The sequence below is a fragment of the Pseudomonas sp. YH-1 genome (genome assembly GCF_051990045.1).
GTDB lineage: Bacteria > Pseudomonadota > Gammaproteobacteria > Pseudomonadales > Pseudomonadaceae > Pseudomonas > Pseudomonas nicosulfuronedens.
The window spans coordinates 4,646,188-4,672,034 of record NZ_CP178184.1 but is presented as its reverse complement, the minus strand read 5'-3'; the positions used below and the strand labels follow the sequence as shown (position 1 = coordinate 4,672,034).

Sequence of the window (25,847 nt, the reverse complement as noted above, 5' to 3'; positions counted from 1 at the left end):
GCTTACCGTGCTGCCAGAGTGGAGAGGGCGGAACCCAGCCATTGCTGGACGCCGTGCATGGTTGCCGCGGAGGTGTCGAGGACCGGCTGCGGGTAGACGCCGAGCACGATCAGCAGCACCGCCAGGCCGAGCACCATGGAGAGCTCGCGGGCGTTCAGGCCGGCGATGGCGGTGTCGGACTTGGCCGGGCCGAAGTATGCGCGGTGGATCATGATCAGCGAGTAGACCGAGCCGAACACCAGGCCGAAGGTGGCGATCACGGTGATCACCGGAACGACCTTGAAGCTGCCCAGCAGGATCAGGAATTCGCCGACGAAGTTGCCGGTGCCCGGCAGGCCCAACGACGCGGTGGCGAAGAACAGGGCCACGGCCGGCAGGTACGGGATGCGCGACCACAGGCCGCCCATCTTGCGCATGTCACGGGTGTGCAGGCGCTCGTACAGCTGGCCACACAGGATGAACAGCGCGGCGGCGGAGAGGCCGTGGGCGATCATTTGCACCACTACACCCTGCAGCGCCTGCGGGCTGCCGGAGTAGATGCCGATCATCACGAAGCCCATGTGCGACACCGAGGAGTAGGCCACCAGGCGCTTGATGTCGGTCTGTGCGAACGACAGGAAGGCGCCGTAGAAGATGCCGATCAGACCCAGGGTCATGGCGATCGGGGCGAACTCGGCCGAGGCGTTGGGGAACAGCGGCAGGGCAAAGCGGATCAGGCCGTAGGCCGCGGTCTTCAGCAGGATGCCGGCCAGGTCCACGGAGCCGGCAGTCGGCGCCTGGGCGTGGGCGTCGGGCAGCCAGGAGTGCACCGGCACTACCGGCATCTTCACCGCGAAGGCGACGAAGAAGCCGAGCATCAGGATCCACTCGGTGTGCGGCGGCAGCTGGGTCTTCAGCAGGTCGGCGTAGTTGAAGGTCAACACGCCGGTGCTGTTGTAGTGCACGAACACCAGGCCCAGGATCGCCACCAGCATCACCAGGCCGCTGGCCTGGGTGAAGATGAAGAACTTGGTGGCGGCGTAGATGCGGGTCTTCTTGCCATCGTCCGAGCTATGACCCCAGAGCGCGATGAGGAAGTACATCGGCACCAGCATCATTTCCCAGAAGAAGAAGAACAGGAACAGGTCGACGGCGAGGAACACGCCGATCACGCCGCCCAGGATCCACAGCAGGTTCAGGTGGAAGAAGCCGATGCGGCGCTGGATCTCGTTCCACGAGCAGAGGACGGACAGCACGCCGAGCAGGCCGGTCAGCGCGACCATCAGCAGGGACAGGCCGTCCATTGCCAGGTGCACGCTGATGCCGAAACGCTCGATCCAGGGTACCTGGAACTGCAGGGTCCACTGCGGCTCGCCACCCGGCGCCGGGGCTAGCTGGAAGTCGCCGGTGTGCCACACCCACAGGCTCAGGGCCAGGGTGAGGACCATCGATCCCAGGGCGACCCAGCGGGGCAGGGTCTTGCTGGTGTACTCGGCGATCCAGCAAAGGAAGCCGCCGATGAAGGGGATCAGGATTAGCCAGGGCAGAATCATGTCGGGCTCAATCTCTTTCGTGAATTCATTAAGCCAGCAGCAGCGCGCCGAGGAGCAGCGCGGCGCCACCCACCAGGGAAGCGGCGTACCAACGCAGGCGGCCGTTCTCGGTGAGGCTGAGGAGTTTGTTGCCACCGCGGGCGGTGAGCGGGACCAGGACCAGGGTCTTGTCGATCGGGTCCGCGGCCAGCAGGCGGCAGATCAGCAGGTAGGGTTTCACGAACAGCTTGTCGTACAGCCAGTCGAAGCCCCAGGCGTGGTACCACCAGGTGCCGAAGAAGCGGCCCGGTGCGCTCTGGGCGACGGCGCTGACGAAGCGGCGCTTGCCGAGGAACAGCAGGCCCGCCAGCAGGATACCGGCGATGGCGATGGCGCCCGAGGCGATTTCCAGGCTGTGCTTGGCTTCACCCCCGGCGTGACCGGCGCTTTCCGGCAGGACGCCGGCCAGCGGCGGAGTGATCAACGCGCCGATGAAGGTGGAGAGCACGATCAGGACACCCAGCGGCAGCCAGTGGCTGATGCCATGGCCGGCGTGCGCTTCGGTCTTCGCTTCGCCGTGGAAGGCGATGAAGATCAGGCGGAAGGTGTACAGCGACGTCATGAACGCGCCAACCAGACCGGCGATCAGCAGGTTCTGGTGACCGCTGGCAAAGGCTTCCCAGAGGATCTCGTCCTTGGAGTAGAAGCCGGCGGTCAGGAAGGGCAGGGCAGACAGCGCCGCGCCACCGACCACGAAGCTGGCGTAGGCCAGCGGCAGCTTCTTCCACAGGCCACCCATCTTGAAGATGTTCTGCTCGTGGTGGCAGGCGACGATCACCGCACCCGAAGCAAGGAACAGCAGGGCCTTGAAGAAGGCGTGGGTCATCAGGTGGAAGATCGCGCCACCCCAGGCGCCAACGCCCAGGGCCAGGAACATGTAGCCGATCTGGCTCATGGTCGAGTAGGCGAGGATACGCTTGATGTCGGTCTGCACCAGGGCGGCGAAGCCCGCCAGCACCAGGGTCACGGCGCCGATGATGCCAACCAGCTCCAGAACGTTCGGAGCCAGCTCGAACAGACCGTGGCAGCGGGCGATCAGGTAGACGCCCGCGGTCACCATGGTGGCGGCGTGGATCAGCGCGGAGACCGGAGTCGGACCGGCCATCGCGTCGGCCAGCCAGGTCTGCAGCGGCAGCTGAGCGGATTTGCCGACGGCGCCGCCGAGCAGCATCAGGGTGGCCAGGTTGATCCACAGGTCGCCCTTGGCAAAGTGCTGCGGAGCCAGGACCAGCAGCTCCTGGATGTTCAGCGTGCCCAGGTGCTGGAACAGGATGAACATGCCGATGGCGAAGAACACGTCACCCACGCGGGTCACGATGAAGGCCTTCAGCGCTGCGTTGCCGTTCGGTACGTGGTTGTAATAGAAACCGATCAGCAGGTAGGAGCAGAGGCCCACGCCTTCCCAGCCGAAGTACATGAACAGCAGGTTATCGCCCAGTACCAGGAACAGCATGCTGGCGATGAACAGGTTGGTGTACGCGAAGAACCGCGAATAGCCAGTTTCACCGCGCATGTACCAGGAGGCGAACAGGTGGATCAGGAAGCCGACGCCGGTGACCACGCCGAGCATGGTGACCGAGAGGCCGTCCAGGTACAGGGTGAAGTTGGTCTTGAAGTCGCCAACGCTCATCCATTGCCACAGCACCAGGCTGTAGGCGCCACCTTCGGGCGGGTTGCTGTGGAAGCTCCAGATCGCCCAGAAGGCGGAGAGGGCCGCCAGGCCCACGGAGCCGACACCGACCAGTGCCGAGAGATTTTCCGACCACTTGCCGCGCGAGAACGAGAGCAGCAGGAAGCCGACCAGGGGGAACAGGAAAGTAAGGGGCAGCAGGTTCATCCGCGCATCTCGCTGGCAGCGTCGATATCGAGGGTATGGAAGCGGCGATACAGCTGGAGCAGGATCGCCAGGCCAATGCTGGCCTCGGCCGCAGCCAGGCTGAGCACCAGGATGAACATCACCTGGCCGTCAGGCTGGCCCCAGCGGGCGCCACCGACCACGAAGGCCAGGGCGGCGGCGTTCATCATCACTTCCAGGCTCATCAGTACGAACAGGATGTTGCGTCGTACCATCAGGCCCACCAGGCCGAAGCAGAACAGCACACCGGCGAGTGCCAGTCCGTGTTCGAGAGGGATTGCATTCATGGTGTTAGTCCTTCGCTTCGTGGCGGCCGAGGTGGTAGGCGGCGACCAGTGCCGCCAGCAGCAGCATCGAGGCCAGTTCGACGACCAGCAGGTACGGGCCGAACAGGCTGATGCCCACGGCCTTGGCGTCCACGGTGGTGTGGCCGATGCCGATACCGCTCGGGGTGCGCGAGAGCATCCACAGCAACTCGACGAGCAGCACGGCAGCCAGGGCGCCGGGGCCAATCCAGACACCGGGCTTGAGCCACTTGCGCTCCTGCTCGGCAATCGCCGGACCGAGGTTGAGCATCATGACCACGAACACGAACAGCACCATGATCGCGCCGGCGTAGACGATGATCTCCAGGGCACCGGCGAACGGGGCGCCGAGGCTGAAGAAGGTCATCGATACCGCCAGCAGCGAAATGATGAGGTAGAGCAGGGCATGCACCGGGTTGCTGTTGGTGATGACCCGGAAGGTTGCCAGCACGGCGACGCCGGCGGCGAAGTAGAAAGCGAATTCCACGCGACGTCTCCTTACGGCAGCAGGCTCTTGACGTTGATCGGTTCGGCCTCGTTCTGCGCGGCGCCTTTCGGCTTGCCGGCGATGGCCATGCCGGCAACGCGGTAGAAGTTGTAGTCCGGGTTCTTGCCGGGGCCGGAGATCAGCAGGTCTTCCTTCTCGTAGACCAGGTCCTGGCGCTTGAACTCGCCCATCTCGAAATCCGGTGTCAGCTGGATCGCGGTGGTCGGGCAGGCTTCTTCGCACAGGCCGCAGAAGATGCAGCGAGAGAAGTTGATGCGGAAGAATTCGGGGTACCAACGGCCATCGTCCATCTCGGCCTTCTGCAGGGAGATGCAGCCGACCGGGCAGGCCACGGCGCACAGGTTGCACGCAACGCAGCGCTCCTCACCGTCGGGGTCGCGAGTGAGCACGATGCGGCCACGGTAGCGCGGCGGCAGGTACACGGGCTCTTCCGGATACTGCAGGGTGTCACGCTTGCGGAAGGCGTGACCGAAGATCATCACCAGGCTGCGCAGCTGGGTGTAGGTGCCGTGCACCACGTCGAAAATGTACTTGATCATGGTCGTACTCCTTACTGGGTCGCCAGCACGACAGCGCCGGTCACCAGCAGGTTGATCAGGGTCAGCGGGAGGCAGAACTTCCAGCTGAAGGCCATCACCTGGTCATAGCGCGGGCGTGGGATAGAAGCCCGCAGCAGAATGAACATCATGATGAAGAAGCCGGTTTTCAGGGCGAACCAGAAGAACGGGATCTGCGGCAGGATGCCGAAGGGACCGTGCCAGCCGCCGAAGAACAGGGTCGCCAGCAGCGCGGACACCAGCACGATGCCGATGTACTCGCCGACGAAGAACATGCCCCATTTCATGCCGGCGTACTCGATGTGGTAACCGTCGGCCAGTTCCTGCTCGGCTTCGGGCTGGTCGAACGGGTGACGGTGGGTCACGGCGACGCCGGCGACGAAGAAGGTCATGAAGCCGAAGAACTGGGGGATGATGAACCACATGTGCTCGGCCTGGTAATCGACGATGTCGCGCAGGCTGAACGAGCCGACCTGGGCGACGATGCCCATCAGCGACAGGGCCAGGAACACCTCGTAGGAGATGGTCTGGGCCGAGGCGCGCAGGCTGCCGAGGAGGGCGAACTTGTTATTGCTCGACCAGCCGGCGAACAGCACCGCGTAAACGGTCAGGCCGGCCATGGCGAAGAAGAACAGGATGCCGATGTTCAGGTCCGCGACGCCCCAGGTCGGGGTGATCGGGATGACTGCGAAGGCCACCAGCAGCGCACCCATGGCGATCATGGGCGCGAGGGTGAAGATCATCTTGTCGGCGAACGGCGGGGTCCAGTCTTCCTTGAAGAACATCTTCAGCATGTCGGCGCCAAGCTGGAAGGCACCGAAGGGGCCGACCCGGTTCGGACCGTAGCGGTCCTGCCAGAGGCCGAGCAGACGACGCTCGACCCAGCTGAGCAGCGCGCCGCAGACGACCACGGCGAGCAGGATGACGATGGCCTTGATGACCTCGATCAGGATGTCGACGATGGCGGGTGTCAGCCAGCTCATTGCGCAGCCTCCTGCAGACCTTCAGCGACGGCGCCGATGACACCGGCGGGAATGCCTTGCAGACCGATCGGCAGGGCGACCAGGCCAGCGCCCAGCTCTTCGCTCACACGCAGCGGCAGACGCAGTTCCTGGCCCTTGACGGTCAGGCGGATGATCGCGCCTTCGTTGACGCCCAGACGGTCAGCCTCGGCCTTGGCCAGGGTGACGTAGGTCTGCGGGATGCGCTCCTGTACAGGGGCGGCTTTCGAGGAGTTCTCCTCGCTGCCGAACAGGTGATAGAAGGGCACCACCTTGAACTGGCTGGCGGCGGTGTGGAACGGTGCGGGAATCTCGCTGAACCACAGGGCTTCGCCCTTGGCCTCGATCAGGCGCACGCCCGGATCGCCGGCGCGCAGATGACCACCCACTTCGTCCTGGAACTTGTTCCAGGCCTGCGGTGAGTTCCAGCCTGGGGACCAGGCGAACGGAATCTGCTGACGCGGTTCGGTGCTGCCGGCGTAACCTTCCATGGAGAAGGCGAACGCGGAGTCGATGTCCTGCGGTTGGCGCGGCTCGCTCACGTTGATGTTGGCGCGCATCGAGGTACGGCCGGAGTAGCGGTGCGGCTCGCGCGCCAGCTTCAGGCCCTTGATGCGGAACGCGGCGTTCGGCGCGGCTTCGCGGATGCCAGCCAGTTGCGGCTTGGCAGCGACGACGGCGTCGATCACGTGGTCCAGCTGGGTCCAGTCGACACGCTTGCCTTCCAGGGTGCTGTGCAGCGCGTGCAGCCAGCGCCAGCCTTCGCGGACCAGGTTGTCGGCGTTGTAGTAGGTCGGGTCGTAGACCTGGAAGAAGCGCTGGGCGCGGCCTTCCTGGCTGACCAGGGTGCCATCGCCTTCGGCGAAGCTGGCGGCCGGCAGCAGGACGGTGGCCTTGGCGCTGGTGGCGGTCTGCTGGTGGTCGGCGACGACGACGATCTTCGCGGTGGCCAGTGCAGCATCGACAGCGGCAGCGTCGGCGCGGCGGTACAGGTCGTTCTCCAGGATCACCACGGCATCGGCGGCGCCGGAGGTCAGCTGCTCGAGAGCGGCTTCGATGGAGTCACCGCCGAAGAGGGCGAGGCCCAGGCTGTTGGCTTCCGGAACCACCAGGCTCAGGGAGCCGTTCTTCTCGCGGTTCTTCAGTGCGCTGGCGATGTTGGCGGCGGCTTCGATCAGGGCGTTGCTGCCCAGCGAGGTGCCGGAAACCACCAGCGGACGCTTGGCGGCAACTAGGGCATCGGCGATGCGCTGGGCCAGGGCGGCGGCTTCGGTGTCGAGGCCGACGACGGCCGGAGCGCTCGGGTCGATGGCGTGGGCCACAGCGAAGCCCAGGCGGGCCAGGTCTTCGGTGGCGGCGTGCACGCACTCGGCGGCCACGTCGTCCAGGCGGGTTTCATCCAGGCTGGCGATGAACAGCGGGTTCATCTCGTGCTGGGCGATGGTCTTCACTGCGGCGTCGAGCCACGGCTGGATCTTCATCGCGGCGGCCATGTCCTCGCCCTTGCCTTTCACCGACTGGCGCAGGGCCAGGGCGATACGGGCAGCGGTCTGGGTCAGGTCTTCGCCGAGCACGAACACTGCGTCGTGGTCTTCGATGTCGCGGATGGTCGGCACCGGCAGCGGGCCGTCCTGCATCACTTTCAGCACCAGTTGAAGGCGTTGCAGCTCGTCAGCGGAGATGCCGCTGTAGAAGTGCTGCGCGCCGACCAGTTCGGCCAGGGCGTAGTTGCTTTCCAGGCTGGCACGCGGCGAACCGATACCGATGACCTTGCGGCCCTTGAGCAGGGCAGCGGTCTGGTCGAGGGCGCCATCCAGCGAGAGCTTCTGCTTGCTCAGCATCAGCTGCGGTTGGCGCGGGCGGTCTTCGCGGTTGACGTAGCCGTAGCCGAAGCGGCCGCGGTCGCAGAGGAAGTAGTGGTTCACCGAGCCGTTGTAGCGGTTCTCGATGCGGCGGATTTCACCGTAACGCTCACCGGGGCTGATATTGCAGCCGCTGGAGCAGCCATGGCAGATGCTCGGGGCGAACTGCATGTCCCACTTGCGGTTGTAGCGCTCGGAGTGGGTCTTGTCGGTGAACACGCCGGTCGGGCAGACCTCGGTCAGGTTGCCGGAGAATTCGCTCTCCAGTACACCGTCCTCGATACGGCCGAAGTAGACGTTGTCGTGCGCGCCGTAGACGCCCAGGTCGGTGCCGCCGGCATAGTCCTTGTAGTAACGGACGCAACGGTAGCAGGCGATGCAGCGGTTCATCTCGTGGGCGATGAACGGGCCGAGCTCCTGGTTCTGGTGGGTGCGCTTGGTGAAGCGGTACCGGCGCTGGTTGTGGCCGGTCATCACCGTCATGTCCTGCAGGTGGCAGTGACCGCCTTCCTCGCAGACCGGGCAGTCGTGCGGGTGGTTGGTCATCAGCCATTCGACGACGCTGGCGCGGAACTGCTTGGCCTCTTCGTCCTCGATGGAAATCCAGGTGTTGTCGGTGGCGGGAGTCATGCAGGACATGACGAGACGACCGCGTTTGTCGTTCTCGTCGGTGTACTGCTTGACCGCGCACTGGCGGCATGCGCCGACGCTTCCGAGCGCCGGGTGCCAGCAGAAGTAGGGGATGTCGAGACCGAGGGAGAGACAGGCCTGCAACAGGTTGTCCGCTCCGTCGACTTCTAACGTCTTGCCGTCTACGTGGATCGTGGCCATGGGTCTAAGTCTTCGTTGGCCCGTTGTCAGCGGGCGTGGCTAATAGAAATCACGGTTTCATCGGGCCGGCGGCACGCCGCGGCACTGCAACGAAACAACGCCGGGCGCAGTGCCCGGCGATCAAAGCATCAAGCGCCGACAGTCTGCGGTGCTTGTACGGCCTGAGCCTGGCGGGAAATGCCCGCTTCGAACTCGGGACGGAAATACTTCAGTGCGCTGCCCAGCGGCTCGACGGCACCCGGTGCGTGGGCACAGAAGGTCTTGCCTGGGCCGAGGAAGTTGACAAGCTGCTCGAGGGTTTCCAGGTCGCCCTGGGCGCCTTCGCCTTTTTCCAGCGCGCGCAGTACCTTCACGCTCCACGGCAGGCCGTCACGGCACGGCGTGCACCAGCCGCACGATTCGCGGGCGAAGAACTCTTCCATGTTGCGCAGCAGGGAAACCATGTTGACGCTGTCGTCCACTGCCATGGCCAGACCGGTGCCCATACGGGTGCCGACCTTGGCGACGCCGCCGGCGTAGAACAGCGCGTCCAGGTGCTCCGGCAGGAGGAAGCCGGTGCCGGCGCCGCCCGGCTGCCAGGCCTTGAGCTTGTAGCCGTCGCGCATGCCGCCGGCGTAGTCCTCGAACAGCTCGCGGGCCGGAAGGCCGAAGGGCAGTTCCCAGATACCGGGGTTCTTCACCTTGCCGGAGAAGCCCATGAGCTTGGTGCCCATGTCTTCGCTGCCCGGACGGGCGAGGCCCTTGTACCAGTCGACGCCGTGCTCGACGATCGCCGGCACGTTGCACAGGGTCTCGACGTTGTTCACGCAGGTCGGCTTGCCCCACACGCCAACGGCGGCGGGGAAGGGCGGCTTGGAGCGCGGGTTGGCGCGGCGGCCTTCCAGCGAGTTGATCAGTGCAGTCTCTTCGCCACAGATGTAGCGACCGGCGCCGGTGTGGACGAACAGCTCGAAATCGAAGCCGCTGCCGAGGATGTTCTTGCCCAGCAGGCCGGCGGCCTTGGCTTCATCGATGGCGCGGTTCAGGTTACGGGCCGCGTCGACGTACTCGCCGCGCAGGAAGATGTAGCCGCGGTAGGCCTTGAGGGCGCGCGCGGAGATCAGCATGCCTTCCACCAGCAGGTGCGGCAACTGCTCCATGAGCATGCGGTCCTTCCAGGTGTTGGGCTCCATCTCGTCCGCGTTGCACAGCAGGTAGCGGATGTTGAGGGATTCGTCCTTGGGCATCAGGCCCCACTTCACGCCGGTGGGGAAGCCCGCACCGCCGCGGCCCTTGAGGCCGGAGTCCTTGACGGTCTGGACGATGTCGTCGGTGGCCATCTGCGCCAGCGCCTTGCGCGCGGCGGCATAGCCATTCTTCGACTGGTATTCCTCCAGCCAGACCGGGGCGCCGTCGTCACGCAGGCGCCAGGTCAGCGGATGGGTTTCGGCCGCGCGCGCGGTGCGGTTGGGCGTGCCGTAGGAGGTGAGGCGACTCATGCGTAGGCCTCCAGCAGTTTGGCGACGCCGTCGGGACGCAGGTCGCCGAAGGTGTCGTCGTCGATCATCATCGCCGGGGCCTTGTCGCAGTTGCCCAGGCAGCACACCGGCAGCAGGGTGAAGCGGCCGTCGGCAGTAGTCTGGCCGAGGCCGATGCCCAGCTGCTTCTGGATCTCGCCAACCACGGACTCGTGGCCGCCGATGTAGCAGACCATGCTGTCGCAGACGCGGATGATGTGGCGGCCGACCGGCTGGCGGAAGATCTGGCTATAGAAGGTAGCCACGCCTTCGACGTCGCTGTCCGGGATGCCGAGGATGTCGGCGATGGCCGGAATGGCGCCGTCCGGCACCCAGCCGCGCTGCTTCTGGACGATCTTCAGGGCTTCGATGGACGCCGCGCGGGAGTCCTCGTAGTGATGCATTTCGTGCTCGATGGCCGAGCGCTCGGTTTCGCTGAGTTCGAAACGATCAGTCTGGATAAGGGTACTCATGATCAGCGGTCCACGTCGGCCATAACGAAGTCGATACTGCCCAGATAGGCGATCAGGTCAGCGATCATGCTGCCGTTGATCACCGACGGAATCTGCTGCAGGTGCGGGAAGCTGGGCGTCCGGATGCGGGTCCGGTAGCTCATGGTGCTGCCATCGCTCGTCAGGTAGTAGCTGTTGATGCCCTTGGTCGCTTCCACCATCTGGAAGGCTTCGTTGGCCGGCATGACCGGGCCCCAGGAAACCTGCAGGAAGTGGGTGATCAGGGTCTCGATGTGCTGCAGCGTGCGCTCTTTGGGCGGCGGCGTGGTCAGCGGGTGATCCGCCTTGTACGGGCCCTCGGGCATATTCTTCAGGCACTGCTCGATGATGCGCAGGCTCTGGCGCATCTCGCCCATCTTGACCATGCAGCGGTCGTAGGCGTCGCCGTTGGCCGCCAGCGGTACTTCGAACTCGAAGTTCTCGTAGCCGGAGTAGGGGCGGGCCTTGCGCAGGTCGAAGTCGCAGCCGGTGGCGCGCAGGCCGGCGCCGGTGGTGCCCCACTCCAGCGCTTCCTTGGTGTTGTACTGGGCAACGCCGATGGTACGGCCACGCAGGATGCTGTTCTTCAGGGCGGCGGTTTCGTACTCGTCCAGACGCTTGGGCATCCAGTCGAGGAATTCGCGAACCAGCTTGTCCCAGCCACGCGGCAGGTCGTGGGCGACGCCGCCGATGCGGTACCAGGCCGGGTGCAGGCGGAAGCCGGTGATGGCTTCGACGACCTTGTAGGCGCGCTGACGGTCGGTGAAGGTGAAGAACACCGGGGTCATCGCACCCACGTCCTGGATGTAGGTACCCAGGTACAGAAGGTGGTTCAGGATGCGGAAGAACTCCGACATCATGATGCGGATGACGTCGACGCGCTGCGGCACCTTGATGCCGGCGAGCTTCTCGACCGAGAGCACATACGGCAGGTTGTTCATAACGCCGCCGAGGTAGTCGATACGGTCGGTGTAGGGAATGAAGCTGTGCCAGGACTGGCGCTCGGCCATCTTCTCGGCGCCACGATGGTGGTAGCCGATCTCCGGAACGCAGTCGAGGATCTCTTCACCGTCCAGCTGCAGGATGATGCGGAACGCACCGTGCGCGGAAGGGTGGTTCGGGCCCAGGTTGAGGAACATGAAGTCCTCGTTCTCGCCGTGGCGCTTCATGCCCCAGTCTTCGGGCTTGAAGCGCAGGGCTTCCTGCTCGAGGTCCTGCTTGGCGGCGGACAGCGCGTAGGGATCGAACTCGGTGGCGCGCGCCGGGTAGTCCTTGCGCAGCGGATGACCTTCCCAGGTCGGCGGCATCAGCATGCGGGTCAGGTGCGGGTGACCATTGAAGGTGATCCCGTACATGTCCCAGACCTCGCGCTCGTACCAGTTGGCGTTCGGCCAGATACGGGTGGCGGTGGGTACGTTGAGGTCGCCTTCGGACAAGGCCACCTTGATCATCACGTCACTATTACGCTCGAGCGACATCAGGTGGTAGAACACGCTGAAGTCGGCACCCGGCAGGCCGCGACGGTGGGTGCGCAGGCGCTCGTCGACACCGTGCAGGTCATAGAGCATGACATACGGCTTGGGCACATTGCGCAGGAAGGTGAGGACGTCGATCAGGCGCTCACGGGCAACCCAGAGCACCGGCATGCCGGTGCGGGTGGCCTGGACGGTGAAGGTCTCGGCGCCAAAGCGGGAATTCAGTTCGACGACGATGTCTTGGTCGTCTGCCTTGTAAGGCGGGATGTACAGAGCGGAGTCTGCATTCATAGTCTTTAAGTCACTCGGTCAACGGTGGAGTGAAAACGGGCCTCTCGTGGAGGGCCGGATCACACTTCGTCGGGGCTGCGCAGGTTGGTGACCGCAATGCGCTGTTCGCGCTTGAGATCCTTCTGGGCAGGCATGTCGGCGCGATAGACGCCTTGATCGCCTACAACCCAGGACAACGGGCGACGCTCCTGGCCGATGGATTCCTGCAGCAGCATCAGGCCTTGCAGGAACGCCTCCGGACGGGGCGGGCAGCCAGGGATGTACACGTCCACGGGGAGGAACTTGTCGACCCCCTGAACGACCGAGTAGATGTCGTACATGCCGCCGGAGTTGGCGCACGACCCCATCGAGATCACCCACTTGGGTTCCAGCATCTGCTCGTACAGGCGCTGGATGACCGGGGCCATCTTGATGAAGCAGGTGCCGGCGATGACCATGAAGTCAGCCTGGCGCGGCGATGCACGGATCACTTCGGCGCCGAAACGGGCGATGTCGTGTGGCGCGGTGAACGCCGTGGTCATCTCCACGTAGCAGCAGGACAGCCCGAAGTTGTACGGCCACAGGGAGTTCTTGCGACCCCAGTTCACCGCACCGTTGAGAACATCCTCGAGCTTGCCCATGAAGATGTTCTTGTGGACCTGCCCTTCGATGAGCGGGTCTTCTACCGTTTCGCGTTCGCCGATCGGGTACTGATCGTTGGGCGCATCCGGATCGATCCGGGTAAGTTTGTATTGCATCGCCAAAGCCTCATTGTTTTAGCTTCGCCTGCCGTGCGCGACGTGCCGCCGGCGCCCAATCGAGCGCGCCGATACGCCACAGGTAGACAAGACCTGCCAACAGAATTGCTATGAAAATGGTTGCCTCGATCAGACCGGCCCAGCCGCTTTCACGGACGGACACTGACCAGGCGAAAAGGAAGAGGGCTTCGACGTCGAAGATCACGAAGAGCATCGCGACCAGATAGAATTTTGCCGACAGGCGCAGGCGGGCGCTGCCGGTAGGAACGATCCCCGATTCGAACGGTTCGTTCTTGCTGCGACCAAATGCCTTACTGCCAAGCAGGCTGGAAACCCCTAGCATGAAGGCGAGCAGGCCCAGCACTCCTAAAAGGAAGGCGGCGAGTCCCCAGTGTTGAGCTGCAAGTTCAGCTGGATTGGGCATGCCGATACTCCTTCCTACAAATAACGATTGTCTTGGGTTCCAGGCGCAACGCCTGACTACTGCGAACCCGACAACTCAAGGATAGTGAGCTAAGGGTTCAGGTCATCTTTCCAATTTTATGCCCAAAGCCTTCAGCAAGTAAATTTTTCCAACACAAACAGATGCTTCTATTTCGGGCAAAAGGCTTTTGCATTTCCCGTAGCGCCCTGTTTGCGCGACTCTGGATGCCTAGTGTGGCGGCACTTCGGCTTTGGTCGAATAGTACTTTCGAGGTATTTGCCCGCAATAAATCGGCATTCTATAAATGATAAATATTATCATTTGCAGTGTCGTATATCCGTAACTTTACTACATATAAGCGCCGGGGCTTTTATTTCGCCTGGTATCCGACTTCGGATTATTCCTCTGTGAATTCGTTGGTCGTCCAGGCTTGCGGGTGGTTCAATTTCCTTTCCGGACCCATGCCCAGCGCATCTCGCAGCGCACCGGTTCGGCCCCGGAGTCGTCGAGAAGGGTGACCTGGACCAGTGCTTCGCCTCGATCTTCTTCCTGCATTGCGCGGCGCTGTTCCGGTGTCAGCGTGGCGATGGCGCGCAGGCTGCCGCTAGCCCGGCGTAGGTAGTCCACCTTGAGGGTCTTGATCAGCGGCAGCTTGTGATCCGGCAGGTTCATGCCAACGATGCAGCCGCTGGCGGATTCGGCCAGCAGCGCCATGGCAGCAGCGTGAACACCGCCGATGTGATTACGGGCGCGGCGGTGGTTGGCCAGGCTCATGCGCACTTCGCTGTCGAGGAGCTTCTGGATGCGTACGCCAGCCGTGCCGGCGAAGCGCACCTGGGAGCAGAACAGTCGGCTGAGCAGCGGCTCGTGAAGACAGCGCGGGAGGCGCTGGATGAGATGGGCGGCGAGTGCGAGGCGGTTGCGCTTGGGCATGCCTTTCATGGAGGGGCGTTTCCATTCATATAAAGGAAGCGCGAGGCTGGCAGGTCGAGGCGAGCCTGCCCTTGGCGGGCGGGGAGAAGACGTCTGGCGGTTCGGCCAAGCACAAAAAAGCAAAACCCCGGCCGAGGCCGGGGTTTCGTGGAGCCTGCCAGCCCCGAGGGGCTGGTGAGCCAGTTCTTAGTGGAACTGGTTCATGGTGTTGTCTTTACCCGAGGCTTTCAGAGCGGCTTCGCCAGCGAAGTACTCTTTGTGGTTGTCGCCGATGTCCGAGCCAGCCATGTTCTGGTGCTTGACGCAGGCGATGCCCTGACGCAGTTCCTGACGCTGAACGCCTTTCACGTAGGCCAGCATGCCCTGGTCGGCGAAGTAGCCTTTGGCCAGGTTGTCGGTCGACAGAGCGGCGGTGTGGTAGGTCGGCAGGGTGATCAGGTGGTGGAAGATGCCGGCGTGGGCAGAGCCATCGCGCTGGAAGGTACGGATCTTCTCGTCAGCAACCTGGGCCAGTTCGGTCTCGTCGTACTCGACGCTCATCAGCTTGGCGCGGTCGTAGGCGGAAACATCCTTGCCTTCGGCGACGAATGCATCGAACACCTGCTGACGGAAGTTCAGGGTCCAGTTGAACGACGGGCTGTTGTTGTAAACCAGCTTGGCGTTCGGGATGACTTCGCGGATGCGGTCAACCATGCCCTTGATCTGGCCAACGTGCGGCTTCTCGGTTTCGATCCACAGCAGGTCGGCGCCGTTCTGCAGCGAGGTGATGCAGTCCAGGACGCAGCGGTCTTCGCCGGTGCCCTTGCGGAACTGGAACAGGTTGGAAGCCAGGCGCTTGGGACGCAGCAGCTTGCCGCCACGGTTGATCACCACGTCGCCGTTCTGCAGTTCGGCAGCGGAGACTTCTTCGCAATCCAGGAAGGAGTTGTACTGGTCGCCCAGGTCGCCGGGCTCTTTGGTCACGGCGATTTGCTTGGTCAGGCCGGCGCCCAGGGAGTCGGTGCGGGCAACGATCACGCCATCGTCAACACCCAGCTCGAGGAACGCGTAGCGAACGGCGTTGATCTTGGCGAGGAAGTCTTCGTGCGGAACGGTCACTTTGCCATCTTGGTGGCCGCACTGCTTCTCGTCGGAAACCTGGTTCTCGATCTGGATGCAGCAGGCACCGGCTTCGATCATTTTCTTGGCCAGCAGGTAGGTCGCTTCCGGGTTGCCGAAGCCGGCGTCGATGTCGGCGATGATCGGTACTACGTGGGTTTCGTAGCCGTCGATCTGGGCCTGGATTTCGTCCTGCTTGACTTTGTCGCCGGCGGCGCGAGCGCTGTCCAGGGCGGTGAAGAGCAGGTCCAGTTCGCGGGCGTCAGCCTGGCGCAGGAAGGTGTACAGCTCTTCGATCAGGCCGGAAACGGCGGTTTTCTCGTGCATGGATTGGTCGGGCAGCGGGCCGAAGTCGGAACGCAGCGCGGCAACCATCCAGCCGGACAGGTAGAGGTAGCGCTTGTTGGTGGTCTTCAGGTGCTTCTTGATCGAGATCAGCTTCTGCTGACCGATGAAGCCATGCCAGCAACCCAGGGATTGGGTGTAGACGGAGGTGTCGGCGTCATACTCGGCCATGTCCTTGCGCATGATGGCCGCAGTGTACTTGGCGATGTCGAGACCAGTCTTGAAGCGGTTCTGAGCGCGCATGCGGGCAACCGACTCGGGGTTGATAGCGCTCCAGCTGTTACCGGTTTTCTCTTTCAGAGCGGCAACGGCTTTGATGTCGTTTTGATAAGCGGACATGGTCAATCCTTCAAAGTATGTGTTTGGTTGAGCACCGACTTACCCACTCAAGACCTGTATCGAAACGGTATTGGCTGCGGGTTGCTCGCCGCGGGATGGCGAAGGGGCGACCGAAAGAAGGAATGACGCTGGAGGAGTGGGGTAGAGCGGCGTACAGACGGGTGACTGCAGCGGTGACATCCAGAATCGCTTGCCGGCTCGTGGCAGCCGTTGGGCAATGGTGGACGGCTGAATCCGTCACTTCGTGCTGTTGCTAAGGCTTGCTTCCCCGTCCCTCAGGACAACCTCTTGCCAGTCGCAACCTCGTCGATCCGCCTTGTGGGCTTAACAACACGGACCTGCATGGCGGGTGGGCCACTGGCTCGGTCCGAAGGGCTTTGAGGCCCTCTGGTTAGCGGGAGCGAGGCCATCATGCACTTTCAAACGAGCGTTCGTCAAACGTTTTGTAGTGTTTTTTTTGGACTACTACACGAAGGTCTAACGAGGACTGGCAAGTCACCTCCGGAAGGATTAGTCGAGCACTTCGACCTTCACCCGCAGGCTGCTGTCGCTACGTCCCTGGGTACTGTACTGGCGGGTATAGCCGTTCTGGGTGCTCTGGTTGCTCTGGCTGACGCCACCGATCTCGATCCACTGGCCAATGGGCCCGCTGATGCTGGTGTCCGCCGAGCTGGTATTCATCGAGCCCTGGTAATTGCCGTTGAAGCGGTCGTTGCGCGTGCTCAGAGTGATGTGCACCAGATTGCCGGTGATACTGGCGGTCACATACATGCCCTGGTTGGCATCATGGTACTCGGTCTGGCTGTAGACCTGGCCGTAGGGGCCGATGCCGGCGTTGGTCACTGGCTGGCTCTGGCCGACCTGGATGAAGGCGGGGGAGCCTTCGGTGGTGCGCACCTGCTGTGTGCCGCCGCCGCGACTGTTGGTGGATCGATTGATGATGCGCACCTGGTCGCGGCCGTTGACTTCCCCGCGGCCAGCCTGGATGTCCACATTGCCGGCGCTGACCGAGCCGTTCACCGAGTAGCCGCTCTGGCTACCCTGGTTGCCATCGAGCGTATCGACGCTGATCAGTAGTTGATGCGGGCGCGTATCCAGCTGCTCGAGAACCTGCTGCAGTTCGCGGATCTTCGCCAGTTCGGCGTTCACCACCAGTTGGTTTCCATAGGCGGTAACCCGGCCTTCGTTGCCCAGCACCTGCTGTGCCACCGGCAGTACATCTTCGGCGGTGCGGTAGTTGAGCGGAATGATCTCGGTGCGAGGCGCCGCGACGGCGGACAAGCTGAACGCGCAGGCGAAAATCAAGGCGAGTGAGTGTCGGCTCAAATCAGAAAGCTCCGCAGGTTCGGGTCGAGGACGCTGGTGTTCCAGGTCTGTTCGAATTGCGCGATCAGCTGACGGACGCGCCCGGCGTTGTTGTAGTGCGCGTAGCCAGCGTATTCGCCAGGCTCAGGGCGCAGCAGCAGGCCGCAATCGTCGGCGAGGAGGAAGGCGTGCTCCTCGCTCGGATAGTCAGGGTTGATCCGGCGAATCTGGCAGTAGCTGGACAGGCGACGGCTGAGGTTGAGCAGGCGATGGCCTTCCTTCACCGCACGGGTGCTGTCGCGCACCAGGATCATCAGGCGGTTGCGCGGATTGCCCAGCAGCAATTGGGTGCAGGCCTCCTGGATGCTGCTGTGATGATACAGCCAGGGCTCAAGGTCGGGGGTATAGAGATAGAGCGTGCGGCGCGCCTGCTGGATCAGTGCGAGCGCATGGGCGCGGGCCTGTTCGGGCTTGTTGAAACGCTGTAGTTGGTCGCCTTCGCCGAGCTTGAATGGTGCGGGCTCCAGAACTTCAGGCGGCAGCGCTTCGCTGGGCGGGTTATGGACAGTAAAACGCCCCGGTGACTGAAACTCGATATCCGGCAGTTCTACCGGAAGGTCGTCTTGGTCCGGGGCGTTATCCATGTCGCTCCTTGCTCGTCGCTACTCAGGCGCTTTCGCGCACCATGTCCACGTGGGGAAGGCCGGCGTCGAGGAATTCGCCGCTGGCTACCTGGAAGCCTAGTCGTTCGTAGAACGGAATGGCGTAGACCTGGGCTGTCAGCAACTGGCGCTGCAGGCCCTGGCTTTCCGCCTGTTCGATGGCGGCGCGCATCAGCAGGTCGCCGACCTTCAGGCCGCGCCAGTCCTTGAGGACCGACACCCGGCCAATGTGCCCGTCCGGCAGGAGTCGGGCGGTGCCGATGGCGTAGTCGCCTTCGAAGGCCAGGAAGTGCACGGCTTCGACATCCTCGGCGTCCCATTCGAGTTCCGGCGGGACCGATTGCTCGGCGATGAAAACCGCCTCGCGAATGCGCCGCAGATCGGCATTATCCTTCTGCCAGTCCGCGACACGAACCCTGATCTTGCTACTCATCGGCAAACTCCAGACTGCCCTGTTTGATCAGTTCTCCGATGAGCTTACGCCCATCGTCGTCGGCCAGCCATTGGCCGAGATTCCCTTCGTGTAGCGACTCTGCCGAGCAAACCAGCTTGAGCAGGTCGCGCAGTTTTTCCGGCAGCACCACGGTCTGGCCGCTGGCGAACAGCAGCAGGCCGACGTCCACTTCGCTCCAGGCCATGCGGGCGCTGGGATTGCGGATCAGTACTTCGCCGTCTTCGATGGCGGCTGTCAGATCGTCTTCCTCGATCTCCTCGCCAGCCACGAGTTCCGGGTAGCGTGGCTCGGTCATGAACTGGCCGAACCAGGTGAGCAGCAGGCGTTCGTCGCTCATGTGCTCCTGCAGCAGGTTCTTCAGGCGATCGAGGGCGTCGCGCTGGATCTGGTGCTGGTCGGAGTCGCCTTTCATTGCGGCCATGCCGGCGTCGCTGTAGCGCTCCTCGTCGGAGAGGAACTGGGCGAGGAAGTCGGTGAAGTGGGTCAGCACTTCGGCGGCGCTGGGTGCGCGGAAGCCGACCGAGTAGGTCATGCAGTCGTCTTCGGCGATGCCATAGTGGGCCACGCGCGGCGGCAGGTAGAGCATGTCGCCGGGTTCCAGGACCCAGTCGGCGTTCTCCTCGAATTCCGCGAGGATGCGCAGGTCGGCGTGGGGCAGCATCGGGCTGGTGGCGTCGCAGGTCTGGCCGACTTTCCAGCGGCGACGGCCGTGGCCCTGCAGCAGGAACACGTCGTAGTTGTCGAAGTGCGGGCCGACGCCGCCACCCGGTGCGGCGTAGCTGATCATTACGTCATCAATACGCCAGCTGGGGAGGAACTTGAAGTGTTCCAGTAGTTCGGCGACTTCCGGGATGAACTGGTCGACGGCCTGGACCAGCAGGGTCCAGTCGCGCTCGGGCATCTGGCTGAAGGTGTCTTCCTGGAACGGGCCGCGGCGCAGTTCCCACGGGCTGTCGCCGTGTTCGAGGACGATGCGCGACTCGATCATCTCTTCCAGGGCGAGGCCGGCCAGTTCGTCAGGGTCCAGCGGGCTCTTGAAGTCGGGGATGGCCTGGCGTACCAGCAGAGGCTTTTTCTGCCAGTAATCGCGGAGGAATTCTTCGGCGCTGATGCCGCCCAAAAGCTGAAGAGGAATAGCAGGATTCATGGTTAAGTCCTTGAAACAAAAACGCCCGGCACAGCCGGGCGTGCAAAGTCAGGGCGAATCTCAGATGCGCTTGGCCTGGGCGGCAGCGTTACCGATGTAGTTCGCTGGGGTCAGTTGCTTCAGCTCGGCCTTGGCTTCTGCCGGCATGTCGAGGCCCTCGATGAACACCTGCAGGGCTTCGGCGCTGATGCCTTTGCCGCGAGTCAGTTCCTTGAGCTTCTCGTAGGGGTTCTCGATGCCGTAGCGGCGCATCACGGTCTGCACCGGCTCGGCGAGGACTTCCCAGCAGGCGTCCAGGTCGTCGGCGATGCGTGCAGCATTCAGCTCCAGCTTGCCGATGCCCTTGAGGCTGGCTTCGTAGGCGATGACGCTATGGGCGAAGCCGACGCCCAGGTTGCGCAGCACGGTGGAGTCGGTCAGGTCGCGCTGCCAGCGGGAGATTGGCAGTTTGCTGGCCAGGTGCTGCAGCAGCGCGTTGGCGATCCCCAGGTTGCCTTCGGAGTTCTCGAAGTCGATCGGGTTGACCTTGTGCGGCATGGTCGAGGAGCCGATCTCGCCAGCAACGGTCTTCTGCTTGAAGTAGCCCAGGGAGATGTAGCCCCAGACGTCGCGGTCGAAATCGATGAGGATGGTGTTGAAGCGCGCGACGGCGTCGAACAGCTCGGCGATGTAGTCGTGCGGCTCGATTTGGGTGGTGTAGGGGTTCCAGTTCAGGCCCAGATCACCTTCGATGAATTCGCGGGCGTTGGCTTCCCAATCCACTTGCGGGTAGGCCGACAGGTGGGCGTTGTAGTTGCCCACGGCGCCGTTGATCTTGCCCAGCAGCTCGACGGAAGCGACCTGCTTGATCTGGCGCTCCAGGCGGTAGACGACGTTGGCCAGTTCCTTGCCCAGAGTGGTCGGGGAGGCCGGCTGGCCGTGGGTGCGCGAGAGCATCGGCACGTCGGCGAATTTTACCGCCAGCTCACGGATGGAATCGGCGATCTGGCGCATAAGCGGCAGCAGCACGGTATCACGGCCTTCGCGCAGCATCAGGGCGTGGGACAGGTTGTTGATGTCCTCGGAGGTGCAGGCGAAGTGGATGAACTCGCTGACCTTGGCCAGCTCCGGCAGCTTGGCGGCTTGTTCCTTGAGCAGGTATTCCACGGCCTTGACGTCGTGGTTGGTGGTGCGCTCGATGTCCTTGATGCGCTGCGCGTGCTCCAGCTGGAAGTCGTCGGCCAGCTGATTCAGCAGGGCGTTGGCTTCGGCGGAGAAGGGGGCGACTTCAGGGATGCCGGCATGGGCGGCGAGACGCTGCAGCCAGCGAACCTCCACCAGGACGCGGAAACGGATCAGGCCGTACTCGCTGAAGATCGGACGCAGGGCGCTGGTTTTGCTGCCGTAACGGCCGTCAACGGGGGATACCGCGGTAAGGGAGGAAAGCTGCATGGGGCGTTCTCGTAGCTGTCGGTCAACGAAAAGGGCGCACATCATACACGAATGGCGCGAACCGGTCGCCCTTGCGGCGACCGCAAGGAAGTGTTTCAGCTGCGCAGCAGGGGGCGCAGTTCGTTCAGCATTTTCTTCCGGCTGAACAGCATCTGCCAGCGATTGCCGCCGAGCTGTCGCCACAGGCGCGCAGAGCGGATGCCGGCCAGCAGCAGGGCGCGGATGCGCGCGGCGTTGGCGTTGATCTGCAGGTGGCGCATGTCGCCATGCACCTGGATACGTTGACGGAAGGTGCTCAGGGTGTCCTGGTAGAGGCCGGCGCAGGAGGCGATGACGTTCTCGTGGACCAGGCCGAAGTGCTGCACCTGCTGCTGGATCTGGTCCAGGCGGGTGCCCATGATGTCGAGCATGTCGTCGCGCTTGTTCAGCTGGCGTTCCAGGCCGATCAGCGACAGGGCGTAGCGCAGTGGTTCGCGCTGCAGGCTGTTGGGGTCGCGCTCCAGGGCGCTGACCAGGGCACGGAAGCCCTCGCGCAGGTTGGCGGTGTCGCCCCCGTAGACATCGAGGGTGGTCTTCGGGTCGCGCACCAGCAGGCTGCCGAGCATGCAGCCCAGCGGCGCCTCGGGGATCTGCCCCGTGCGGGCCAGGCGGTCTACCAGGGAGGCGGCTTCGAAGACGCCGGAGAGGGCGATGATCTGGTCGTGCAGATCGCTCATGCAGGTTCCTTAGCGAAAGCGGGTTCGGCCGATTCTATGACGCCGCCGCCGAGGCAGATTTCGCCGTCATAGAAGACCACGGACTGGCCGGGGGTGACGGCGCGCTGCGGCTCGTCGAAGACGGCGCGGTAGCCGTTCTCGGTGCGCTCCAGCACACAATCCTGATCTGCCTGGCGGTAGCGCACCTTGGCGCGCAGGGCCTTGGGCTGGTCCAGATCGATGGGGTTGACCCAATAGATGTGCGAAGCGTGCAGGGCGCGGGAGAACAGCCAGGGGTGATCGTTGCCTTGGCCGACGACCAGGACGTTGCGCGCCAGGTCCTTTTCCAGCACGTACCAGGGGCTGTCATCGGCATTCTTCAGGCCACCTATGCCCAAACCTTGGCGCTGGCCGATGGTGTGGTACATCAGGCCGACGTGCTTGCCGATGACCGTGCCGTCGGTCGTCTCGATGTTGCCCGGCTGGGCCGGCAGGTACTGCTTGAGGAAGTCGCTGAAGCGGCGCTCGCCGATGAAGCAGATGCCGGTGGAGTCTTTCTTCTTCGCGGTGGCCAGGCCGTATTTCTCGGCGATGGCGCGGACCTCGGGCTTCTCCAGCTCGCCGACCGGGAACAGGGTCTTGCCGATCTGCTCGCCGCCCACGGCATGGAGGAAGTAGCTCTGGTCCTTGTTCGGATCCAGGCCCTTGAGCAGTTCGCTGCGTCCGTCGATGTCGCGGCGACGCACGTAGTGGCCGGTGGCGATCAGGTCGGCGCCCAGGGCGACGGCATAGTCGAGGAAGGCTTTGAACTTGATTTCGCGGTTGCAGAGGATGTCCGGGTTTGGCGTGCGGCCGGCCTTGTATTCCTCGAGGAAGTGCTCGAAGACGTTGTCCCAGTATTCCGCGGCGAAGTTGGCCGTGTGCAGCTTGATGCCGATGCGGTCGCAGACCGCCTGGGCGTCGGCCAGGTCGGTCATGGCGGTGCAATATTCGGTGCCGTCGTCCTCTTCCCAGTTCTTCATGAACAGGCCTTCCACCTGGTAGCCCTGTTCCTTGAGGAGGAGGGCGGAGACGGAGGAGTCCACGCCGCCGGACATGCCGACGATGACGCGGGTGTTCTGTGGGGCTTTCAGGGAATCAGACATGGTGGCGCATCACGGGTGCAGGTAAAGGCGGGGATTCTACCAGAGCCGAGCGGCAGAGGCTCGGGCTCGGCTCAGTCGCGGATCAGAGCGAGCGGGAAGCGCTCGCCTTCCAGATAATCGTCGATACAGCGCAGAACCAGGTGGCTGCGCCAGCGCTCGGGTTGTGCGGCCAGCTCTTCGCGGGTCATCCAGCGGGCGCCGAGGATGCCGTCGTCCAGTGCGCGCTCGGGGTGATGGCGCACAGGGCGGGCTGCAAAGCAGACGCGCTGGTAGGTCACGCCGTTGCTCGGCGCGGTGTACAGGTAGATGCCGGTGACGGCAGTCAGCTCTACGTCCCAGCCGGTTTCTTCGAGAGTTTCGCGCACGGCGGCCTCGAGCAGGGTTTCGTTGGCTTCCAGGTGGCCGGCGGGCTGGTTGAAGACCTGTTTTTTGTCAGCGGACATTTCTTCCACGAGCAGGAAGCGGCCCTGGTCTTCGACGATAGTGGCGACGGTGACGTGTGCTAGCCAGCGCATGGGTGTATTCCCCTTCGGAAGATGGCGTAAAAGGGCGCGAGTTTAACTTTGTCGAGCGCAGAAAGCAGAACCCCCGGCAGGGCCGGGGGTTCTGGTGTCACACGAAGCGGTTTACGCCAGTGCGTCGATCGCGGCGTTGAAGGTCGCGCTCGGGCGCATGACCTTGCTGGTCAGCTCCGCATCGGAACGGTAGTAGCCACCGATTTCCGCCGGCTTGCCCTGTACGCCGTTCAGTTCGGCGACGATGGCTGCTTCCTTCTCGGTCAGGGTTTTGGCCAGGCCGGCAAAGTGAGCTTTCAGCTCGGCGTCGTCGTTCTGCTCGGCCAGGGCCTGGGCCCAGTACATGGCCAGGTAGAAGTGGCTGCCGCGGTTGTCGATCTCACCGATTTTGCGCGACGGCGACTTGTTGTTGTCGAGCAGCTTGCCGGTGGCGATGTCCAGGGTCTTGCCGAGTACCTTGGCCTTGGCGTTATCGGTCTTGATGCCTTCTTCCTCGAAGGAGACGGCCAGGGCCAGGAACTCGCCCAGGGAGTCCCAACGCAGGTAGTTTTCTTCAACCAGTTGCTGTACGTGTTTCGGAGCCGAGCCGCCGGCGCCGGTTTCGTACATGCCGCCGCCCGCCATCAGCGGAACGATGGACAGCATCTTGGCCGAGGTGCCCAGCTCCATGATCGGGAACAGGTCGGTCAGGTAGTCGCGCAGGACGTTGCCGGTCACCGAGATGGTGTCCTGGCCGCGCAGCTGACGCTCCATGCTGGTACGGATGGCCTCGTTGTAGCCCTTGATGCTGATGTCCAGGCCGGTCAGGTCGTGGTCTTTCAGGTACAGCTCGACCTTCTTGCGCAGCTCGTTGTCGTGGGCGCGTTCCGGGTCCAGCCAGAAGATGGCGGGGGTGTTGGAAGCGCGGGCGCGGGTAACGGCCAGCTTGACCCAGTCGCGGATCGGGGCGTCCTTGGTCTGGCAGGCGCGCCAGATGTCGCCGGCTTGCACTTCGTGCTGCATCAGGACCTTGCCGTCAGCGTCGACAACGCGCATCACGCCGTCAGCTTCCAGTTCGAAGGTCTTGTCGTGGGAGCCGTATTCTTCGGCCTTCTGCGCCATCAGGCCAACGTTCGGTACGCTGCCCATGGTGGTCGGGTCGAACGCGCCGTTGGTTTTGCAGAAGTTGATCATTTCCTGGTAGATGCGGGCGTAGGTGCTTTCCGGCATGACCGCTTTGGTGTCTTTCTGCTTGCCGTCCTTGCCCCACATCTGACCCGAGTTGCGGATCATGGCCGGCATGGACGCGTCGACGATCACGTCACTGGGGATGTGCAGGTTGGTGATGCCCTTGACCGAATCGACCATCGCCATTTCCGGACGGTGGCTGTACACCTCGTGGATGTCGTGGAGGATTTCTTCCTGCTGCGAGGCCGGCAGCGACTTGATCTTGTCGTAGACGCTGGAGATGCCGTTGTTCGGGTTCACGCCCAGCTCTTCGAACAGCTGGCCATACTTCTCGAACACGTCCTTGTAGTAGACGGTGACAGCGTGGCCGAAGACGATCGGGTGGGAGATCTTCATCATGGTGGCCTTGACGTGCAGGGACCACATGACACCGGTTTCCTTGCAGTCCTGCAGGGTCTTCTCGAAGAAGGCGCGCAGTTTGCTGCAGCTCATGAACATGCTGTCGAGGACTTCGCCGTCCTGCATCTTCAGGGTCTTCTTGGTCTCGACCTTGCCGTCCTTGCCGACGAACTCGATGCGGACTTCACCGGCCTTCGGGATGGTGACCGACTGCTCGCTGGAGAAGAAGTCACCGCCGCGCATGTAGTCGGCGTGGGAGCGCGAAGCCATGCTCCACTTGCCCATGCTGTGCGGGTGCTTGCGGGCGTAGGCTTTCACGGCGGCCGGGGCACGGCGGTCGGAGTTGCCTTCACGCAGGACCGGGTTCACGGCGCTGCCCAGGACCTTGGCGTAGCGGGCGCGAGTGTCTTTCTCTTCATCAGTCTGCGGGTCTTCCGGGAAGTCCGGGACGGCGTAGCCCAGCTTCTGCAGTTCTGCGATGGCGCCCTTGAGCTGCGGTACCGAAGCGGAGATGTTCGGCAGCTTGATGATGTTGGCTTTGGAGTCAGTGGCCAGTACGGCCAGGTAGGCCAGATCGTCTTCGATCGCCTTGTCGCCGAGCTTGTCAGCGAAGGAGGCCAGGATACGGCCCGAAAGAGAGATGTCGCGGGTCTCGACGTCGATGCCGGCGGAAGCGGCAAAGGCTTTTACGATAGGAAGAAGCGAATAGGTGGCAAGGGCGGGTGCTTCGTCGGTGAAGGTGTAGGTGATCTTCGAGCGGATGGACATCTCGTTCTAACTCTCTTCTTTGCTGGGCGCGCACAGAGTC

General features: G+C 63.4%; 23 protein-coding genes. All 23 read right to left on the bottom strand.

Annotated features, from left to right (window positions below):
• Positions 1-2: 2 nt before the first annotated feature.
• Positions 3-1,532: an NADH-quinone oxidoreductase subunit M gene (nuoM, locus tag ACKI1H_RS21435; RefSeq protein WP_138526506.1), complete on the bottom strand. Its 1,530-nt coding sequence runs from the start codon at positions 1,530-1,532 to the stop codon at positions 3-5.
• Positions 1,533-1,560: 28 nt separating this feature from the next.
• Positions 1,561-3,408, bottom strand: a complete 1,848-nt coding sequence (gene nuoL, locus ACKI1H_RS21430) for an NADH-quinone oxidoreductase subunit L (RefSeq protein ID WP_054909447.1) — start codon at positions 3,406-3,408, stop codon at positions 1,561-1,563.
• Positions 3,405-3,713: an NADH-quinone oxidoreductase subunit NuoK gene (nuoK, locus tag ACKI1H_RS21425; protein WP_017517116.1), complete on the bottom strand. Its 309-nt coding sequence runs from the start codon at positions 3,711-3,713 to the stop codon at positions 3,405-3,407. Before nuoK ends, nuoL begins: the two co-directional genes overlap by 4 nt.
• 4 nt (positions 3,714-3,717) lie before the next feature.
• Positions 3,718-4,218, bottom strand: a complete 501-nt coding sequence (gene nuoJ, locus ACKI1H_RS21420; protein WP_017517115.1) for an NADH-quinone oxidoreductase subunit J — start codon at positions 4,216-4,218, stop codon at positions 3,718-3,720.
• 11 nt (positions 4,219-4,229) lie between these two features.
• Positions 4,230-4,778, bottom strand: coding sequence for an NADH-quinone oxidoreductase subunit NuoI (nuoI, locus tag ACKI1H_RS21415; protein WP_138526508.1), 549 nt, complete (start codon positions 4,776-4,778; stop codon positions 4,230-4,232).
• A gap of 11 nt (positions 4,779-4,789) precedes the next feature.
• Positions 4,790-5,779, bottom strand: a complete 990-nt coding sequence (nuoH, locus tag ACKI1H_RS21410) for an NADH-quinone oxidoreductase subunit NuoH (RefSeq protein ID WP_138526509.1) — start codon at positions 5,777-5,779, stop codon at positions 4,790-4,792.
• Positions 5,776-8,490 (bottom strand): NADH-quinone oxidoreductase subunit NuoG, encoded by a 2,715-nt coding sequence (gene nuoG, locus ACKI1H_RS21405; RefSeq protein ID WP_440466240.1) that lies wholly within the window; start codon positions 8,488-8,490, stop codon positions 5,776-5,778. The genes nuoH and nuoG overlap by 4 nt, the downstream gene beginning before the upstream one ends.
• Before the next feature lie 128 nt (positions 8,491-8,618).
• The gene (gene nuoF / locus ACKI1H_RS21400; protein WP_081520490.1) at positions 8,619-9,968 is read right to left on the bottom strand and encodes an NADH-quinone oxidoreductase subunit NuoF; all 1,350 of its coding nucleotides are present in this window, start codon (positions 9,966-9,968) and stop codon (positions 8,619-8,621) included.
• On the bottom strand, positions 9,965-10,465 hold the full coding sequence (gene nuoE / locus ACKI1H_RS21395) for an NADH-quinone oxidoreductase subunit NuoE (RefSeq protein WP_169887231.1): 501 nt from the start codon (positions 10,463-10,465) through the stop codon (positions 9,965-9,967). Before nuoE ends, nuoF begins: the two co-directional genes overlap by 4 nt.
• A complete protein-coding gene (nuoC, locus tag ACKI1H_RS21390) occupies positions 10,462-12,243 on the bottom strand; it encodes an NADH-quinone oxidoreductase subunit C/D (protein ID WP_045214752.1) in 1,782 nt (593 codons plus the stop codon). The genes nuoE and nuoC overlap by 4 nt, the downstream gene beginning before the upstream one ends.
• 59 nt (positions 12,244-12,302) lie before the next feature.
• Positions 12,303-12,980 (bottom strand): NuoB/complex I 20 kDa subunit family protein, encoded by a 678-nt coding sequence (locus ACKI1H_RS21385; protein WP_045214755.1) that lies wholly within the window; start codon positions 12,978-12,980, stop codon positions 12,303-12,305.
• A 10-nt stretch (positions 12,981-12,990) separates the two neighbouring features.
• Complete coding sequence (locus tag ACKI1H_RS21380; RefSeq protein WP_017517108.1) at positions 12,991-13,404, bottom strand: NADH-quinone oxidoreductase subunit A; 414 nt, start codon at positions 13,402-13,404, stop codon at positions 12,991-12,993.
• Between the two features lie 441 nt (positions 13,405-13,845).
• Positions 13,846-14,337: a DUF4442 domain-containing protein gene (locus ACKI1H_RS21375; RefSeq protein WP_440468898.1), complete on the bottom strand. Its 492-nt coding sequence runs from the start codon at positions 14,335-14,337 to the stop codon at positions 13,846-13,848.
• Positions 14,338-14,523: 186 nt separating this feature from the next.
• Positions 14,524-16,119 (bottom strand): isocitrate lyase, encoded by a 1,596-nt coding sequence (locus tag ACKI1H_RS21370; protein WP_138526512.1) that lies wholly within the window; start codon positions 16,117-16,119, stop codon positions 14,524-14,526.
• A gap of 510 nt (positions 16,120-16,629) precedes the next feature.
• Positions 16,630-17,445, bottom strand: coding sequence for a secretin N-terminal domain-containing protein (locus ACKI1H_RS21365; RefSeq protein WP_440466239.1), 816 nt, complete (start codon positions 17,443-17,445; stop codon positions 16,630-16,632).
• Positions 17,442-18,068 carry a histone acetyltransferase HPA2 gene (locus ACKI1H_RS21360; RefSeq protein WP_440466238.1) on the bottom strand — a complete coding sequence of 209 codons (627 nt, stop codon included), beginning with the start codon at positions 18,066-18,068 and terminating at the stop codon, positions 17,442-17,444. Before ACKI1H_RS21360 ends, ACKI1H_RS21365 begins: the two co-directional genes overlap by 4 nt.
• 22 nt (positions 18,069-18,090) lie before the next feature.
• On the bottom strand, positions 18,091-18,519 hold the full coding sequence (locus ACKI1H_RS21355; protein WP_017517103.1) for a GNAT family N-acetyltransferase: 429 nt from the start codon (positions 18,517-18,519) through the stop codon (positions 18,091-18,093).
• Positions 18,512-19,687: a ribosomal protein uL16 3-hydroxylase gene (locus tag ACKI1H_RS21350; protein ID WP_440466237.1), complete on the bottom strand. Its 1,176-nt coding sequence runs from the start codon at positions 19,685-19,687 to the stop codon at positions 18,512-18,514. Before ACKI1H_RS21350 ends, ACKI1H_RS21355 begins: the two co-directional genes overlap by 8 nt.
• A 60-nt stretch (positions 19,688-19,747) precedes the next feature.
• Entirely contained in the window at positions 19,748-21,118 is a 1,371-nt protein-coding gene (purB, locus tag ACKI1H_RS21345) for an adenylosuccinate lyase (protein WP_138526515.1), read from the bottom strand.
• A 95-nt stretch (positions 21,119-21,213) separates the two neighbouring features.
• Positions 21,214-21,834, bottom strand: a complete 621-nt coding sequence (gene hflD / locus ACKI1H_RS21340) for a high frequency lysogenization protein HflD (protein WP_440466236.1) — start codon at positions 21,832-21,834, stop codon at positions 21,214-21,216.
• A complete protein-coding gene (gene mnmA, locus ACKI1H_RS21335; RefSeq protein WP_171049566.1) occupies positions 21,831-22,958 on the bottom strand; it encodes a tRNA 2-thiouridine(34) synthase MnmA in 1,128 nt (375 codons plus the stop codon). The genes hflD and mnmA overlap by 4 nt, the downstream gene beginning before the upstream one ends.
• Before the next feature lie 71 nt (positions 22,959-23,029).
• A complete protein-coding gene (locus tag ACKI1H_RS21330; RefSeq protein WP_138526517.1) occupies positions 23,030-23,473 on the bottom strand; it encodes an NUDIX hydrolase in 444 nt (147 codons plus the stop codon).
• A gap of 111 nt (positions 23,474-23,584) precedes the next feature.
• Positions 23,585-25,807, bottom strand: coding sequence for an NADP-dependent isocitrate dehydrogenase (locus tag ACKI1H_RS21325; protein WP_138526518.1), 2,223 nt, complete (start codon positions 25,805-25,807; stop codon positions 23,585-23,587).
• Between the last annotated feature and the right edge of the window lie 40 nt (positions 25,808-25,847).

Excerpts from the sequence above, each read along its gene's own strand:
- nuoM (WP_138526506.1), bottom strand. The coding sequence starts at position 1,532 with ATGATTCTGCCCTGGCTAATCCTGATCCCCTTCATCGGCGGCTTCCTT.
- nuoL (WP_054909447.1), bottom strand. The coding sequence starts at position 3,408 with ATGAACCTGCTGCCCCTTACTTTCCTGTTCCCCCTGGTCGGCTTCCTG.
- nuoK (WP_017517116.1), bottom strand. The coding sequence starts at position 3,713 with ATGAATGCAATCCCTCTCGAACACGGACTGGCACTCGCCGGTGTGCTG.
- nuoI (WP_138526508.1), bottom strand. The coding sequence starts at position 4,778 with ATGATCAAGTACATTTTCGACGTGGTGCACGGCACCTACACCCAGCTG.
- nuoH (WP_138526509.1), bottom strand. The coding sequence starts at position 5,779 with ATGAGCTGGCTGACACCCGCCATCGTCGACATCCTGATCGAGGTCATC.
- nuoG (WP_440466240.1), bottom strand. The coding sequence starts at position 8,490 with ATGGCCACGATCCACGTAGACGGCAAGACGTTAGAAGTCGACGGAGCG.
- nuoF (WP_081520490.1), bottom strand. The coding sequence starts at position 9,968 with ATGAGTCGCCTCACCTCCTACGGCACGCCCAACCGCACCGCGCGCGCG.
- nuoC (WP_045214752.1), bottom strand. The coding sequence starts at position 12,243 with ATGAATGCAGACTCCGCTCTGTACATCCCGCCTTACAAGGCAGACGAC.
- ACKI1H_RS21385 (WP_045214755.1), bottom strand. The coding sequence starts at position 12,980 with ATGCAATACAAACTTACCCGGATCGATCCGGATGCGCCCAACGATCAG.
- ACKI1H_RS21380 (WP_017517108.1), bottom strand. The coding sequence starts at position 13,404 with ATGCCCAATCCAGCTGAACTTGCAGCTCAACACTGGGGACTCGCCGCC.
- ACKI1H_RS21375 (WP_440468898.1), bottom strand. The coding sequence starts at position 14,337 with ATGCCCAAGCGCAACCGCCTCGCACTCGCCGCCCATCTCATCCAGCGC.
- ACKI1H_RS21370 (WP_138526512.1), bottom strand. The coding sequence starts at position 16,119 with ATGTCCGCTTATCAAAACGACATCAAAGCCGTTGCCGCTCTGAAAGAG.
- ACKI1H_RS21360 (WP_440466238.1), bottom strand. The coding sequence starts at position 18,068 with ATGGATAACGCCCCGGACCAAGACGACCTTCCGGTAGAACTGCCGGAT.
- ACKI1H_RS21355 (WP_017517103.1), bottom strand. The coding sequence starts at position 18,519 with ATGAGTAGCAAGATCAGGGTTCGTGTCGCGGACTGGCAGAAGGATAAT.
- ACKI1H_RS21350 (WP_440466237.1), bottom strand. The coding sequence starts at position 19,687 with ATGAATCCTGCTATTCCTCTTCAGCTTTTGGGCGGCATCAGCGCCGAA.
- purB (WP_138526515.1), bottom strand. The coding sequence starts at position 21,118 with ATGCAGCTTTCCTCCCTTACCGCGGTATCCCCCGTTGACGGCCGTTAC.
- hflD (WP_440466236.1), bottom strand. The coding sequence starts at position 21,834 with ATGAGCGATCTGCACGACCAGATCATCGCCCTCTCCGGCGTCTTCGAA.
- mnmA (WP_171049566.1), bottom strand. The coding sequence starts at position 22,958 with ATGTCTGATTCCCTGAAAGCCCCACAGAACACCCGCGTCATCGTCGGC.
- ACKI1H_RS21330 (WP_138526517.1), bottom strand. The coding sequence starts at position 23,473 with ATGCGCTGGCTAGCACACGTCACCGTCGCCACTATCGTCGAAGACCAG.
- ACKI1H_RS21325 (WP_138526518.1), bottom strand. The coding sequence starts at position 25,807 with ATGTCCATCCGCTCGAAGATCACCTACACCTTCACCGACGAAGCACCC.